Source organism: Teichococcus aestuarii (genome assembly GCF_003116135.1).
GTDB lineage: Bacteria > Pseudomonadota > Alphaproteobacteria > Acetobacterales > Acetobacteraceae > Pseudoroseomonas > Pseudoroseomonas aestuarii.
In genome coordinates, this window is sequence record NZ_PDOA01000023.1 from 17,458 (window position 1) to 32,625 (window position 15,168).

Annotated in this window: 12 protein-coding genes and 1 pseudogene; 2 read left to right on the forward strand and 11 right to left on the reverse strand. The window is 62.2% G+C overall.

Annotated features, from left to right (window positions below):
- Window positions 1-27: 27 nt before the first annotated feature.
- Genes CR165_RS21005 through lspA form a run of 3 tightly spaced genes read right to left on the reverse strand, consistent with a single transcriptional unit; the run spans window position 28 to window position 1,732 of the window.
- Window positions 28-495, reverse strand: a complete 468-nt coding sequence (locus tag CR165_RS21005) for a copper chaperone PCu(A)C (RefSeq protein WP_109518893.1) — start codon at window positions 493-495, stop codon at window positions 28-30.
- Complete coding sequence (locus CR165_RS21010) at window positions 492-1,142, reverse strand: SCO family protein (protein ID WP_109518894.1); 651 nt, start codon at window positions 1,140-1,142, stop codon at window positions 492-494. The genes CR165_RS21005 and CR165_RS21010 overlap by 4 nt, the downstream gene beginning before the upstream one ends.
- Window positions 1,139-1,732, reverse strand: coding sequence for a signal peptidase II (gene lspA / locus CR165_RS21015; RefSeq protein WP_367604283.1), 594 nt, complete (start codon window positions 1,730-1,732; stop codon window positions 1,139-1,141). Before lspA ends, CR165_RS21010 begins: the two co-directional genes overlap by 4 nt.
- 711 nt (window positions 1,733-2,443) lie before the next feature.
- On the opposite strand from lspA, the gene CR165_RS21020 reads away from it, so the two are divergent.
- Window positions 2,444-3,661 carry an acyltransferase family protein gene (locus CR165_RS21020; RefSeq protein WP_109518895.1) on the forward strand — a complete coding sequence of 406 codons (1,218 nt, stop codon included), beginning with the start codon at window positions 2,444-2,446 and terminating at the stop codon, window positions 3,659-3,661.
- Window positions 3,662-3,695: 34 nt separating this feature from the next.
- On the opposite strand, the gene CR165_RS21025 is transcribed toward CR165_RS21020, so the two are convergent.
- The 8 genes from CR165_RS21025 to CR165_RS21055 form a co-directional block, all read right to left on the reverse strand.
- Window positions 3,696-4,912 (reverse strand): IS3 family transposase gene (locus CR165_RS21025; protein WP_109518896.1). Its coding sequence is split into 2 segments (ribosomal slippage): window positions 3,696-4,585 and window positions 4,585-4,912, totalling 1,218 coding nucleotides; the frame shifts between segments, so codons are not numbered across the junction.
- A gap of 179 nt (window positions 4,913-5,091) precedes the next feature.
- Window positions 5,092-5,493 (reverse strand): hypothetical protein, encoded by a 402-nt coding sequence (locus CR165_RS24625; RefSeq protein ID WP_146201969.1) that lies wholly within the window; start codon window positions 5,491-5,493, stop codon window positions 5,092-5,094.
- Window positions 5,494-5,532: 39 nt separating this feature from the next.
- Window positions 5,533-6,590, reverse strand: a protein-coding gene (locus CR165_RS21030; RefSeq protein WP_408887543.1) for an IS630 family transposase whose coding sequence is annotated in 2 segments (ribosomal slippage) — window positions 5,533-6,098 and window positions 6,098-6,590 — 1,059 coding nt in all. Because the reading frame shifts where the segments join, the coding sequence is not laid out codon by codon here.
- 780 nt (window positions 6,591-7,370) lie between these two features.
- Window positions 7,371-8,276 carry a cation diffusion facilitator family transporter gene (locus CR165_RS21035; RefSeq protein ID WP_109518897.1) on the reverse strand — a complete coding sequence of 302 codons (906 nt, stop codon included), beginning with the start codon at window positions 8,274-8,276 and terminating at the stop codon, window positions 7,371-7,373.
- Between the two features lie 2 nt (window positions 8,277-8,278).
- Window positions 8,279-10,474, reverse strand: coding sequence for a heavy metal translocating P-type ATPase (locus tag CR165_RS21040; RefSeq protein WP_109518898.1), 2,196 nt, complete (start codon window positions 10,472-10,474; stop codon window positions 8,279-8,281).
- 313 nt (window positions 10,475-10,787) lie between these two features.
- Window positions 10,788-11,848, reverse strand: a protein-coding gene (locus CR165_RS21045; protein WP_408887544.1) for an IS630 family transposase whose coding sequence is annotated in 2 segments (ribosomal slippage) — window positions 10,788-11,344 and window positions 11,344-11,848 — 1,062 coding nt in all. Because the reading frame shifts where the segments join, the coding sequence is not laid out codon by codon here.
- 93 nt (window positions 11,849-11,941) lie between these two features.
- Window positions 11,942-13,033, reverse strand: a complete 1,092-nt coding sequence (locus CR165_RS21050) for an OprO/OprP family phosphate-selective porin (protein ID WP_181378274.1) — start codon at window positions 13,031-13,033, stop codon at window positions 11,942-11,944.
- Between the two features lie 426 nt (window positions 13,034-13,459).
- The gene (locus CR165_RS21055) at window positions 13,460-14,017 is read right to left on the reverse strand and encodes a hypothetical protein (RefSeq protein ID WP_245906646.1); all 558 of its coding nucleotides are present in this window, start codon (window positions 14,015-14,017) and stop codon (window positions 13,460-13,462) included.
- Between the two features lie 404 nt (window positions 14,018-14,421).
- On the opposite strand from CR165_RS21055, the pseudogene CR165_RS21060 reads away from it, so the two are divergent.
- Window positions 14,422-15,145 (forward strand): annotated as a pseudogene (locus CR165_RS21060) (IS5 family transposase).
- The last annotated feature ends 23 nt before the right edge of the window (window positions 15,146-15,168 follow it).

Here is a 15,168-nt window from a genome sequence, read left to right on the forward strand (position 1 = left end):
TGCATGGTCATTCCTCCTCGAGCGTGCTCAATGATGCATGCCGTCGTGCCCGGCAGCGGGTTCCCGCGCCGCAACAGTGACCGGCACGTCCAGAGTGGCGCCGTTGTCGAGCCGCAGGGTGATGGTGAAGATCTGGCCGGCCCTGAGGTCGGCACGCGGCTTCATCAGCATCAGGTGCAAGCCGTTCGGCTGGAAGCGGACAGAGCCTCCGGATGGCACGGCAACACCCTCCGGCCGCGGGCGCATCCGCGCCACATTGTTGTCGACGACGCTCTCATGGATCTCGACAGTCTCGGCGATGTCCGTGCTGCCCCCCACCACGCGCACCGGCGCGCTGCCGTCGTTGCGCAGCGTCAGGTAGGTCACGGCGGTGCCGATCCGCGCCAGCGCCGGCCGGGACCACGCCCGCTCGGCTACCAGCATCGAGGACGGCTGGGCATTGCCGCGGCCTGCCAGGGTGAGCGCCGCTGTGGCCAGGAGAACGCGGCGCTTCATGAGGAGGCTCCTGCCGGCGTCGCGGCGTTCGGCGCCGTGTCCCGCAGTGCCAGCCGGACCTTGGAGACGGCCGTGGCAACGGGCTCATGGGTGTCCAGGAAGCCCCGCAGCGTCCCCTCCGAACCCAGCAGGTAGATGGAAGCCGAGTGCTCCATCACGTAGGAATCTCCGCCGGTCGAGACCTTGCCGTAGTAGGTGCGGAAGACCTTGGCCGCCTGCGCCACCTCCGCCTCGCTGCCGGTCAGGCCGATCAGCGCCGGGTGGAACTGCGTCACGTAGCTGGCCAGCAGCTCGGGCGTGTCGCGGCTGGAATCCACGCTGATGAACAGCGGGCGCACCTTCGCGGCCTCGTCGCCCAGACCGTCCAGGACCTCGGCGATGTAGCCCAGGCCGGTCGGGCAGACATCGGGGCAGTGCGTGAAGCCGAAGAACACCAGCCGCACCGTGCCGGCGTAGGAGGTGTCGGTGACGCGGCGGCCAGCATGATCGGTCAGCGCGAAGGGCGACCCAATGGACTGCTGCATCGGGCTGGACGGCGACGCCGGGCTCTGCATGAGCCGCAGCATCCACTCCGACACGCCCCATCCGAGTGCGCCCGCGACGGGGATGCCGACGCCAAGGGTGGCCAGCAATGTTCTGCGGTTCATCCTTGTTCCCTTTCAGGTTTGAGGGCGACGGTGCCGTTGAGCCCCGGCAGCGCTGCGGATACGGCATCGGCCGGCATTGCCGCTGCACCATGACTATTGATGACGGCAGGCCGGCGGCCTCCCAGAAGCAGGAGCGCCGCGCCGAGAAAGATGAGGGTGTCCGCGATGTTGAAGGCGGGCCAGTGGTAGCCGGCCCAGTGGAAGTCGAGGAAATCCGTCACTGCGCCCTGGCGCAGGCGGTCAACCACATTCCCGAGTGCGCCACCTCCGATCAACCCAGCGGCCAGCCCGTGCCGTCGCCCGGGATTTCTGGCAAGCCACACACCGAAGCCCAGCATCACGACCAGTGCGAGGCCGGACAGCAACCATGGCGTGAAGGGGCTGTCCGCCGCCAGCAGGCCAAAGCTGACCCCGCGGTTGAACCCCAGGGTGAGGTTGAAGAAGGAGGACATCGGGATCAGGCGAGGCGGATCCATCACCTCCACGAGGATCCACCACTTGGAAGCTTGATCGAGCAGCAGCCCGAAGATCGCCGCAGAGGCGGCGACCATCCAGCTATGTCGCCGCAGCAGCTTCCCGCGATCAGACATGCACGCCGGCTTTCCACTGGGAGAGGCATGGCGATGTTGCCGCAGCTACTGCTGCCCGGGCACCGGGGTGGCCCGCGCCGAGCGGATGGCCGCGTAGATAAGCTTGCCTGCTAAAACCGGCGATCCTGCTGTTCTCCATGGCTCCTTCCATCGGGAGACATGCATCCCGGTGCCTTGATCAGGTCCCTGAAGATGCACTCTGTAGTTGCTATAGGGTCAAGACATGGGTTGCAGTTTTTTCATCCTGTACCCCGACTAGGTGAGAATCATCAGCCCCCAAGGCCATGTTCTGCCGGCAACGCAAGGAGATCAGATGATGGCTCTGAGCATCACTGACCGATGAACGGCCGCTCGTGGAAAGCGAACGCATCAGCGTCTGAACTGCTGTTTCGCCACACCATGCTCAAAGCGAGCAGTGAGCGAGCACAAGGAAGATCCAAAACAATGATAGGGGGCTTTACCATCCTGACAGCCTCCCATCCCACGCCAGCAACAAAATGATGCATATCCTCAGCTATTTTTTTAGCGGCGAAGTAATTTATGATGCATTGACCGATCAGCGAGGCAGATGTGTGGACAAGCCGCGGCCTCCTGTGAGGAGGAACACCTGGGCAGATTGCACATTGCAATGACCGGCAGAGAGGCATGCCGCTGACCTGCTCGGCTGCCGAGAAGCGGCCTGACCTTGAAACCCCTGCAAGGTGATGCGGCATGGAGACGTCGGAGTTGCGGACCCCAAACGTCCGCTGGGACTATCTGGACCAGTTGAGGGCCATCCTGATGCTGGCCGGCATTCCCTATCATGTCGGCCTTGTTTACGCGTCCCACGCCACCTGGATCGTGGCGTCTCCGGACACATCAGAGGTCATAACCTGGATCATCCAGTTCAGCCACACCTTCAGGATGCCAGCCTTCTTTCTGCTCGCAGGGCTGTTCGCCATGCTGGTCGTGCGGCGTCACGGACCAGGCATGTGGCTCAAGGGGCGCGTGCAGCGTCTTGGCGTGCCCCTGGCCACCTCGCTGCTGGTCATAAGCCCGTTGATGGTCATGGCCAGCGCTGTTGCCAGCGGAGGCGCCTCGAACGCGATCCCGGGGCTGATCGAGGCGGCGCGCACCCTGTCCGCCAACTGGACGGTGCATCTCTGGTTCCTGATCTACCTCCTGGTCTACTGCGGGGCCTTCGCCGCACTCTGGTGGACCATCGGTACTCGGCGGATCGATGATGGCATCGCCGCGATGCACAGCGCGGTCGCTCGCCGCCCGCTGCTGCTCTGGGCGGCACTGCTGTTCACAGGTCTGATGACCCTGGCCAGCGCGGTCGCCGCCAAGCTCGTCGATGCCATGTACCTCTTCGGCGGCATTCTTCTTCCGGCGGAGCTTCTGGCGAACGGTCTCGTTTTTCTGGTGGGCGCCCTGATCGCGGCACGCCCGGCCTGGCTCGACCGGTTCTCACGCCCGCACTGGCCCATCTGGGGGGTGGCCTTCGCGTCGGCTCTGGTCATGGCGTGTGTCCAGGATAGCGAGGGCAATGTCAGCCGTGCCGTGACCTACTTCCTGATGCCGATCGTTGGCATCCTGTTCTCCCATGTGCTGCTCTCGGCAGCGCGCAGGTGGCTGGACCGGCGCACGGCACTGTCGAGCGCCATGGTGGATGCGTCGATGACCATGTACCTCGTGCATGTGGCCATCGTGCTCTGGCTGGCCGTCGCGTTCATGCGGGTTTCGTGGCCTGCCGAGGTGGAGATCGTCCTGATCGTCCTGCTCTCGGCGGCTTCTTCCTACGCCTTCTACAGCATTGTCAGGAAGAGCTCCGTGCTGACCTTCCTGTTCAATGGAACTCGGGCAGTTCGTGGAACGGCATCAGCTCCGAGGGTGCTGAAGCATGGTCTGGTGACACTGCCGGATGCCGCTCCCGGAGCGGGCGGATAAGGCACTGTTGTTGCCCCTGAATGCTCGGACAGGGTCAGGTTTTTAACACGGCACGGATGAACTGGCGCGGGGAGCGATATCCGAGCGCACGATGAGGGTGGACCTCGTTGTAGTGGGTGAACCAGGCCGGGAGTGACTGGAGAACTGTCTGGGCATCTGGGCAGGGCCGGACGTGAGCGTAGTCACGCTTGAACGTCCGAACGAAGGCCTCCGCCATGCCATTGCTCTGCGGGCTCTGGAGCGGCGTGGTTCTCGGGATCATGCCGAGACTGGCGGCGAACCACCGGGTGTCGCGGGCGACGTAGCAGCTCCCGTTGTCGCTGAGCCATTCGATTGGGCTGGACAGGCGACTGATGAGGCCGAACCGGCGCTCAACCGCCTCAACCATCATGTCGCGGACGTGCTCCGAGGTGATGCCGCCGGTGGTGCCGATGAAGGTGATGGCTTCTCGATCACAGCAGTCGAGGGTGAATGCCACCCGGACCCGCTCGCCGTTGTCGCAGGCGATCTCGAAGCCGTCCGAGCACCAGCGGGTGTTGCGGGCCTCGACAGCGATGCGGCCGTCATGGCGCCGCTCTGCTCCACCGGCGTGCCGCGCCAGGAGCAGGCCGTGCGCCTTCATGACGCGCCAGACGCGCTTATGGTTTGGGGGCGGCCATTCCTCCAGTTCGGCCTGCTGGCGGAGCAAGGCATGGATCCGGCGGTAGCCGTAGGTTGGCAGCTCGGCGATCAGTTCCAGGATCCGCGCCAGGAGGCCGTCCTCCGGCAGAGGCGGCCTGCCCCGGCGCCTGGGCGAGGAGGTCCTTCCTGACGGGGCCAAGCCGGACCGGGCTACACCGAGCGTCTCGGCAACAGCCTTCACCGGGAACCGTCCGGCGGCAGCAAGGGTCCGCGCAGCAGCAATCTTTTTTTGGGCTCGATCTGCTGCAGGGTTTCTTTGAGGATCTCTGCTTCCAGCGTCTTCTTGCCGAGCAGCCGGTGCAGTTCGCGAATCTGGTGCTGCAGAGCTCGGTGCTCGGAGGCGGGCACCACTTCCTCGCCCGCGGCGGCTGCCGTGTAGGCGCCCTCGGCTGCCAGACGGCGCCAGGAAAAGAGCTGGTTCGGGTTCACCCCATGCCGCCGGGCCACCAGGCTTACCGAGGCGCCCGGCGCGTAGGTCTCCTCGACCATGCGGACCTTCTCGGCCGCTGACCATCTCCGGCGGCGCTGGACGGAGGTGATGACCTCCACCTTGGATGAAGCATCAGTCATAGACACAGTCATACGCCTACCCCTTACGGAAGTGCGAGACCGTGTCCGGGCATTAAAGGGGCAAGCTCAGGCACATCGACGGCTCCGCTATCGCTGGAGGCGGCGCCGGATCATCGACCGCTTCTATGTGCCACATTCTGGAGATGTGCTCGTCCGTATCAGCTAGCAGGGAATCGTTCTTAGATTGGGGTGCGTCTGATGCCAGGTTGCTGAGCGGCTTTGAAGCGCATCAGTTCATCAAGAAATGTGGGGCAGGCGCGTTGCCCGGCCTCGAAGCCTGCGTTTTCCGGTGGAGGGTTTGGCCCACCGTCCTCAGCATGGAGCGTCTCCACCATCCGGAGCGCACGCGGCTTCAACCAAGCCTGGAAGGTCTGTGTCGCTGCGCCCTTATCGTTGGCATTGACAGGACGAAACTCGCCCAGATACTGGCTGAGCCTGGGTATTACACGCCCCCAGAACTCGCGAATTGAGGTGTGGATCCGGTTGTGGTCTTCAAGTGCGGAAACGAGTGCGCCGATGTAGAGGCACGCGTTATCAGAAAATTCCCTTGGCACTTGCAGCTGAGCAGCCTCGACCTCCAACCAGACCTCAACGCGAGTAATACCAAGTCTCTCTGATCATCACCCATGAGCCCATTCTCGCAAGCCGATGGACATGATCTTCCAGGGCTGGCTGATGAGAGTGTTCCAGGCGAAGCAGCAGTGGTCGACGATGTCCGCGTAGGATTTGAAGACGCGGTTGGCCAGCCAGTTGTCGCGCATGAACTGCCAGACGTTCTCGACTGGGTTCAACTCGGGTGAGCGGGGCGGCAGGGGCAGGATGGTGATGTTGCTGGGCACGACGAGCTTGGGGCTGGTGTGCCAGGCGGCTTGATCGACGATAAGGACGGCGTGTGCGCCCGGTGCGACTGCCTGGGCGATCTCGGTCAGGTGCAGTTCCATGGCCGCGGTGTTGCAGAAGGGCAGAACCAGGCCTGCGGCCTTTCCCTCGCGCGGGCAGATCGCACCGAAGATGTAGGCTGAGCGGGTGCGCTGGTCACGCGGAGCACGCGGGCGGCTGCCCCGCAGAGCCCAGCGACGGCTGATGGTGTTCTTCTGGCCAATCCTGGCTTCATCAGCGAACCAGATCTCTATCGGGGTGTCCGGCGGCCTTGCCTGGGCAAGCTCTGCCAAACGGGCGGAGAAGTTTTTTTAAAAGCCTCTGCCTGCTCCGGATCCTGGGCATAGTGTTGGGGGCGGGCAGAGATCTTGCGCAGGCGGAGCGCCCGCATCTCCCGGCTGAGGGTCTGCTTGGCGATCGAGAGGCCGTATTCCTCGAAGAGCCACTGGGCCAGATCGATCAGGCGCCAGCGGACCACACCGTGGATCGCGGGTGTCGGGCCGGTCTCCACCATGCTTAGGAGCTGCTGACGCTGCTCGTCGTTGAGCTTCGAAGGCTGACCTGGCGCCTTGGCGTCGATCAGCCCAGCAGGGCCCGTGGCGTTGAAGCGCAGAACCCAGTCGCGCAAGGTTTGCAGACCGACACCGCCAACCCGGGCCGCCTCGCCGCGGCTGCGGCCTTCGTAGATCTCGGCCAAAGCCAGCAGGCGCCGGATCTGGCCTGGGTCCTTGCTCCGCCGCGCCAATCTGCGCAGCGCCGCAGCATCGAAGTCACCCCGCAGTTCCACCGCGGCCGCCATGGCCAACTCCACGCCGTTCGCCACTTTGAATCAGACCTACGGCCCGCCGGGAATCCTCAATGAGTCGTATTCACAGAGACTTGGTATAAGCCGCCAGCAGGCACTACCACTGCCTGTCATCGGCATCATCTCGAGAGTGGGACGGAAGCGAGGATTGATGATCTCTGGCGTGCCGTAGACGTTCTCGAGACGGACTTCTCCATTCACCTCGCGTGTCTTCAGCGGCACGCGCGCCACCGGCGGTGATGGCTCAGGGATGTCGACGATGACGACTTCTGGCAACGTCGGAGTAACTGCGGAGCATGCTGCACTCACAGCGGATGGCACTGTCGCCAGGATCATGACCAGAATAAGCAGTAGGGTAGTCAGATGTTGAGGACGCATGGGCACCTGAGCACCCATTGACGATGCTGAATGCGTTGTTCCTCCTATTCTTTAAACCTGCTCAGATTGGCGGTCCTGCCAGGGATATGGCCGAGCATACTGCCTTTCCTCTCATCACCAGATTTATTTTTTATCTGAAACAAAATGATGTAAAAGTGCAGAGATCATGCTGAGCATGAGAGTGGTCGAGGCAGGCCTTCTCCAGAGATGCCTCGACGCATTGTAGGAGGCTTCGTCGGGGCAATAATTCTGGCGCGATTTGGTTGAGGTAAGCACTTTCCGGATCGTTATCTCGAACGGGCGGCGTAGAGTGTCGGCAATGCGACGCTCGCATCACTGGAGCGCCGGAGCGCCGCACCCTGCTCGGAATGCTGTAGCACCATGCCATGGCACACGTCAGTGCTTCACTTGATGTATCTGCCCAGGGGGATCGACCTGTACAGTGACGTGGTCAATGCCATAGTTTTGGTGGAGGCGCTCAACCACAAGCGCAGGCAGCTTCAGAGGATCTACCCCTTCATCTGGCGCAACATGGATCGTCGCCACGATGCTGTGATCTGAGAGAGTCCACGCATGGAAGTGCCCTACTTCGGCGACACCAGGGATGGTCAGCAGATCTCTCTCGACGACCGGCGTGTTCAGTCCGCGTGGCATGGCCTGCAGCAGAACCTGTAGAGACTCCGTGACCAGCGTCCACGAAGCACGAACGACCAGGGCAGCGACCAGGACTGAGAGGATCGGATCAAGCACAGTCCATCCGGTCAGCATGATGCCGATGGCTGCTGCAATGGCACCCACTGATCCCAGAAGGTCACCCATGACGTGCAGCAAGGCGCCCCGCAAGTTCGCGTCGCCTTTGTCACCGCTTCGGAGAACCAGCGCTCCAACAATGTTCACTACCAAGCCGATTACGGCGACAATCAACATCGGTCCAGCGAGTACCTCGGTTGGCTCGCGGAAGCGATTGACGGCTTCCCACGTGATCCAGGCGACGAGGAGCAGCAGCGTGGCGCCATTCGCTAGAGCAGCAAGCACTCGAACACGGTGGAAGCCATAGCTACGCGCCGCATCAGGCGCTCGGGCGGCGACGCGATAGGCAATCAGCGCCAGAAGCAGCGCTGCGGCGTCCGAGACCATGTGGCCGGAGTCGGCGACCAACGCGAGTGATCCGGAGAGCCAGCCTCCGATCGCCTGGATGATTGCATAGCTGGCGGTCCCGATGAAGACCAAGCGGACGCGCCGCTCGCTGCCAGCAGTGACGCGCGCCTCATGCGAGTGTGTATGCTCTGGCTCAGTGCTCATGCTTAAGCAGGCTTCCAGGCCAGAAGCCGCAAGGCATTCAGGGTTACGAGTACGGTTGCTCCGGTGTCCGCCAGGATCGCAACCCAAAGCCCAGTCGTGCCAGTGACCGTGGTCATGAGGAAGACAAGCTTCAGCCCGACAGCGATGCCAACATTAATCTTGACGTTGCTCAGCGTGGCTCGCGAAAGCTCAACGAGTTCGGCAATGCCAGCTACACGCTCCTTCATCAACGCCGCGTCGGCAGCCTCCAGGGCAACATCGGTTCCGCCACCCATGGCGACACCGGCGCTGGCGGCGGCAAGGGCAGGGGCATCGTTGATGCCATCCCCGACCATTACCACGGGACCCTTCTCCTTGAGGATGCCGATCTCACGCAGCTTATCGGCGGGCAGCAGCGATGCCTTGACGGACAAGCCCAGCGAGTCTGCGATGGCCGCACCGGTACGAGGATTGTCCCCGGTGAGCATAACCGCATCAACGCTCAGCCGCTTCAACGCCGCGATACCCACCGCAGCGTCCGGCCGTGGCTCATCGCGCATGGCGATCACACCAAGGGCTTCGCGCTCTTTGGTGACCACAACGGCTGTCTTCCCTTCGGCCTCTAGCCGCGCCACGTCCTGAGCCAGTGCCGCCGGCAGTTCTATCCCAGTGCCGCTGGCCCAGATGGGAGAACCGACCGCGATGAGGGCGCCTTCGACGCGAGCACTCACAGACTTGCCAGCAACGGCCACGGCCTCCACGGCTGCCGGCAGGCTTAGGCCACGCACTTCCGCTGCTTCCAGGATAGCGCGTGCCAGCGGGTGGGAGGATCCGGCCTCGACCGCGCTGGCTAGCCGCAGGATCTCGCCTTCCTCATGGCTCCGATGCGGCAGGATGTCCGTCACGCGCGGCCTACCGGCAGTCAGGGTTCCAGTCTTGTCGAAGGCGATTGTCCTGGCACCGCCAATCGCTTCCAGAGCGGCGCCGCCCTTCACGAGTAGGCCGCGCCGCGCGCCTGCGGAAAGGCCAGACGCCATAGCGGCCGGCACCGAGATCACCAGGGCACAAGGGCAAGCCACCAACAGCAGCGCCAAGCCGCGGTAAAGCCAAGTGCTCCACTCACCTCCAAAGAAGAGCGGCGGCACGACAATAGCCAGCGCAGCGATGGCCATAGCGCCCGGTGTCCAGACGTTGGAGAAGCGCTCGATGAAACGCTGGGTCCGACCGCGGGAGGCCGTAGCCTGCTCCACCAAGCGCGCGATCCGCGCCAGCGTGCTATCGGCGCCCGCTGCGGATACCGCAACCCGAAGAACGCCATCGGTATTGATCGAACCGGCCACAATATGCTCGCCGATGGACCGCACGACCGGAACGCTTTCACCCGTGACTGGACTCTCGTCCAGAGAGGATACTCCTTCGATAATGGTACCGTCACAGGGAACACGATCGCCCGGGCGGACGAGCACATGGTCGCCGAGTGACAACCTGTCCGCCGAAACCGTCTCTATTGTCCCGTTGGACTGTAGGCGTAGCGCATTCTTTGGCATCAGATCGACCAGTGCCTGGATGCCCGCGCGAGCACGTCCGGCAGCCACCCCCTCGAGCATCTCGCCAATGGCAAAAAGCAGCACAACGAGAGCTGCCTCTTCAGCCGCGCCGATGAACGCGGCGCCGAGGGCAGCGACCACCATGAGCGTCTCGATGGAGAACGGCGATCCTGCGCGCGCGAGAGCAATGGCCCGACGACCAAAGGGCATAAGCGCCACCAAGGTTGTGGCCAGATAAAGCGGGTAGGAGGCCGCCGGAAAGACCTGAGCGGCTATCCAGGCAGCGGCGACCAGCACGCCAAGCGCCCAGACAAGTTTGGCCTTTGATGTCGCAAACCAAGCCTTGCCCTTATCGCTCGGCAGATCGTGGTTGTGCGCCTCAAGGACGCCATGCACATGTGCGCCGCGACTATGGTCATGATCATGACCAACATGATGATGACCAGTTTCCTCCAGCGAACAGCCAGCCTTCTCTAGGCCTTTGTCTCCCTTCAGAAGCGTCACCTTGTAGCCGAGCGCCTCCACCTGCGCCTTTACCGCGGAAGGGTCGCTGCTTCCCGGCGCCAATGAGGCAGACAGCCGCTCGCTTATAAGATTGACTTCTACGTCCGTCACGCCAGGCATACGCTCCAAGGCGCGTGTCACCTTGGCGACGCAGGATGCGCAATCCATCCCTTCTACCCGCCAGAAAGATCGGCTGACCGTATTCACGATCGGAACCCCCGCCTTCTATGTCGGATAGCGCTGTACAGCCTGTAGTCACTACAGGCTCAAGCCAAATCGAACACCATGAAACTCTGCTATTCCGTGGGCGCATGGCATTGCTTCGAGGTGCATATGACGGCCTGGGACCGAAAACATCCAAGCCGCATGGTTGACCCCTTAAGCCAGCGCAGCCCCGACCTTAACTTCCGGTCTGAAAGCCAGAGTAAGGGCCAAGCCTGACGCTAGCTTGACCCTTTGCTGTTATACCAAGCCTCTCCGATCATAACCTATGAGCCCAATCTCGCAGGCCGATGGACATGATCTTCCAGGGCTGGCTGATGAGAGTGTTCCAGGCGAAGCAGCAATGGTCGACGATGTCGGCGTAGGATCTGAAGACCCGGTTGGCCAGCCAGTTGTCGCGCATGAACTGCCAGATGTTCTCGACCGGGTTCAACTCGGGTGAGCGGGGCGGCAGGGGCAGGATGGTGATGTTGCTGGGCACAACGAGCTTGGGACTGGTGTGCCAGCCAGCCTGATCGACGATGAGGACGGCGTGGGCGCCCGGTGCGACCGCCTGGGCGATCTCGGCGAGGTGCAGTTCCATGGCGGCGGTGTTGCAGAAGGGCAGAACCAGGCCTGCGCCCTTTCCTTCGCGTGGGCAGATCGCGCCGAAGATGTAGGCCGAGCGGGTCCGCTGATCCCGTGGAGCACGGGGACGGCTGCCCCGTAGAGCCCAGCGGCGGCTGATGGTGTTCTTCTGGCCAATCCTGGCTTGGTCGGCGAACCAGATCTCTACCCAGGTGTCCGGCGGCCTTGCCTGGGCAACTTCTGCCAGACGGGCGGCGAAGTTTTTTTAAATGCCTCCACCTGCTCTGGATCCTGGGCATGGTGCTGGGGGCGGGCGGAGATCTTGCGCAGACGGAGTGCCCGCATCTCCCGGCTGAGGGTCTGCTTGGCGATCGAGAGGCCGTATTCTTCAAAGAGCCACTGTGCCAGGTCGATCAGGCGCCAGCGGACCACACCATAGATTGCGGGTGTCGGGCCTGTCTCCACCATGCGTAGGAGCTGCTGACGCTGCTTGTCGTTGAGCTTCGAAGGCTGACCTGGCGCCTTGCCGTCGACCAGCCCGGCAGGGCCCGTGGCGTTGAAACGCAGAACCCAGTCGCGCAAGGTTTGCAGACCGACACCGCCAACCCGGGCCGCCTCGCCGCGGCGGCGGCCATCGTAGATCTCGGCCATAGCCAGCAGGCGCCGGATCTGGCCCGGATCCTTGCTCCGCCGCGCCAATCTGCGCAGCGCCGCAGCATCGAAGTCATCCCGCAGTTCCACCGCTGCCGCCATGGCGAACTCCACACCGTCCGCCACTTTGAATCAGACCGTTGGCCCGGCGGGAATCCCCCATGAGTCTCACTCACAGAGACTTGGTATTAGTTGTCAGAGATTGAATATAACGGCGAAAGCTACGCTCTGAAAATCGCGATCCCGGCCAGGCAAGCCAAGATTACCGTTCTGATACTGCGTGGTAACCTTGATCTGGTCGGTAGGATACCAATTCAGCGCCGTGCTCCAGATCGATTGGCGGCCCCCACGCACAGGGCCATCACTCAGATCAACGGTGCTGTAGCCACCGGCCAGTTCCAGCGCGCCCCAGTTCTGATTGAAGTCGAGATTGCCCCCGCGGCCGCGGCGCCAAGTAGCGTTGCTGTCAGCTCGTCGGCGGGGTTCACCAAGAAGCGGGTAAGCAAGGTTGATGTACCAACCGTCGAAGCTGCGTGTCGGACCGGTCGGCGTATCCAGCCCGATGATCTGATACTCAGCCGCGTAATGCAGCTTGCCAACTAGGCCCGAGAGTTCTGGGCCGTAAGCCCATGAAGAGTCGGCGGGAAGGCTGCGTGTGTCCACGTACCGAAAGCTGTTCAACCGCAGTTCAGGATAGTCGCGGAAGCGCTGCGACGAACTGCTGTTGGAGCCCGGTTCAGCCTGATAGGCAGCGTTAAAGCCTAACTGTACCTTTGTCTCGCCGTCGAGAGCCAGCCAGGCGGCGCGACCGACCACACCGCGCTGATCGTTGTCGTAGGGTGTAGAAGCGACCCCCTGTGTGACGAAAGCGGAGCCATAGAAGCGCTTCCCAAACACCTCGCCACCAGCAGCAAAGCGCGTATCACCGGACGCAACGCTGGATGCCATGGCGGCGATGCTCGGACGCTCGATGAACAACAGCTCCGACGAACTTGTGGCATATGCGAGCGTGTGCGGGAGCGTCCAGGCTCCAACCTGAAAGCTTGCACCGTCAATGCCCTTGTATGCGAGCGACGCCTCAAAGATGCGGCCACCACGCGACGGCTCCTGCGGTGTCGAAGGGGCGAGTTCCCAAGTAAAGTTGTAGGCGAAGTCCTCAAACACTGCGCCGCGTAAACCTAGTCGTCCGCGCCGGACATTCGCGCCGCTGGAGAAGCGATCACCCAAGTCATCGGGTTGGCCGAAGTAGGAACCCGCATGGAGATCGATGCGGGCAACCGGCTGCATCGTGAGATTGCCGTCTGCCAGCCGCAGAGTGGGGCGAATGCCAGACCAGGATACGCCATCTCTGGGCGGCGAAGATTGTGCGTGGGCTTGAGTGCCAAGCATGGCCGCCAGAGCGCCGAGGGCAAGGGACCGGAGAAGCAAGTCTGTCACTCCAATGTGGACCGGCCTTCCTCTACGAAGACGTCTATCGACTATCAACAGTAAATAACAAATTGAACTGTGAATATTTTATTGAATTATACTTATGTTCAATGTATTTGTGAAATATAAATGCACCACACAAAAAATCTTTGCTGCGGCACCGCGCCGATGATGAAATTAAATCTATGCTTGGCGGTGCCGCAACTCGCTCAAAAAAACAAATACATCTTGCTGCTCAGGAAAGTTCCCTTAACAGGCAGCAAGGATGGCAGTCTGTCTTGAGCTTTAAAGGCGTCCTGGCAGCTCGAGTTGGGTCACGCGGAACGGACGCGAGGCAAGGTTGCCACCCGTGTGCGTGTAGATGTTGTAGGAAAGGATGACACCCGTTTCCTTGTCGATGTTGTAGGTCATGTTGAAGTTTGCTGCCGGGTCCAACTGGCTGCGAAGTGAGCTCTCAACGACCCAGGTTGGGCGAGTGGTGCCGTTCAAGTTATAGGAAGAGTCGCCGCTGACACGGAAGGATTCTTCGAAAGGGAAAGCTTGCGGATGAGGTACCAGCGGGCTGACCAGCGTATAGCTGACCGACGTGGCCTTTCCAGGTGCAAGCGGGAACAGTCCGGCGATGGCAGCACGACGTTGCGCATCATTGACGGGATGTGTGCTGATAAGGCCGCCAATCATTCGTTGTGTCGTGCCGGCAGGGCCGCGGACGAGGCAGACTGCGGGATCAGCTGGATCGGCACCAGCATACCGAACATGCGTGGCATCATCACGAACAGCGACTGTACCTGCAGGCGGACAGACGACGCCACTGATGGGGCGTGCCGCCTGCGTATCGCTCATGCTCACTCTGCCTGTACCGCAGCCTGACAGAACCGCTGCTGCTCCCAGCAACAGAACAAGTGCTCGGCTCTTCGCCATCTCTTTGCTCCTCGGGGTGTCTCCGCCCGAATTGCTATGCGCCGCTTAATCAAGGACAGACAAGGATCTGCTTGGGCGTCATGGAGTACTTCTGCACAATGATGCCGTTGAGAAGCATTTAACAACATGCCGTTTACAATTGAGAGACATAAGAACGCTGATTGTTAATGGGCAGCACAACAGGATCATCACATGTTACTAGGCGGCGTGGACAAAGGTGCTTCACATCCTGAGCCTGAGGTGATTCAAGGCTGCCTCCTGAAGAGAGGCGCCGGTGCTGCGAGGTTTGCTGACGGTGTGAGGAATGGGCCTTCTTCGAGCCCTTCGTGGTCGAGACCGGCCCCTTCCGCAGCCGCCCGCCTGGTAGTCACCGCCGGGTGTTGGATGCCATCTTCTGGGTAGCGCGCACGGCATTCCCTGGCGTGACCTGCCGCCTGAACTGGGCAACTGGAACTCCGTCTACCGGCAGTATCGACGCTGGGCCACCTTGGGTCTTTGGGATGTGCTGCTGCAGGCGTTAGCGGATGATGACGGCGATGCCGACGCCCTTCAGATAATCGACAGCACCATCGTCCGCGCCCATCACTGCACGGCTGGCGCAAAAGGGGGACTCATCGCCAGGATCTTGGACGCTCGCGCGGTGGCTTCTCGACCAAGATCCATCTCCGCACCAATGCTCATGGCCTGCCGATCAGCCTGACGCTGACGCCGGGCGAAGCGCATGACAGCACGGCCTACGGCGTGCTGATGGAGGAGCGGGACAGCACCCCCGGCATCTTTCGTAAATCGCGCCTACGACAGTGATGCCATACGACAGGATGTGCGCGACCGCGGAGAGCAGCCAGAGATCCCGACCAAGCGCAACAGGCGCATCCAGCACAGCATCTAGCGGCCGTTCTACGCCCTCCGCAACCGCATCGAGCGCTGCATCAGCCGTTAAAGAACTGCCGCCGGGTTGCTGCCCGCTATGACCACACAGCCAGCAGCTTCCTCGGCTTTGTCCAACTCGCTGCCATCCGCCTATGGATCAGCTTTGCCCACGCGGCCTAGATCAGGCACATACGCGCGCACAA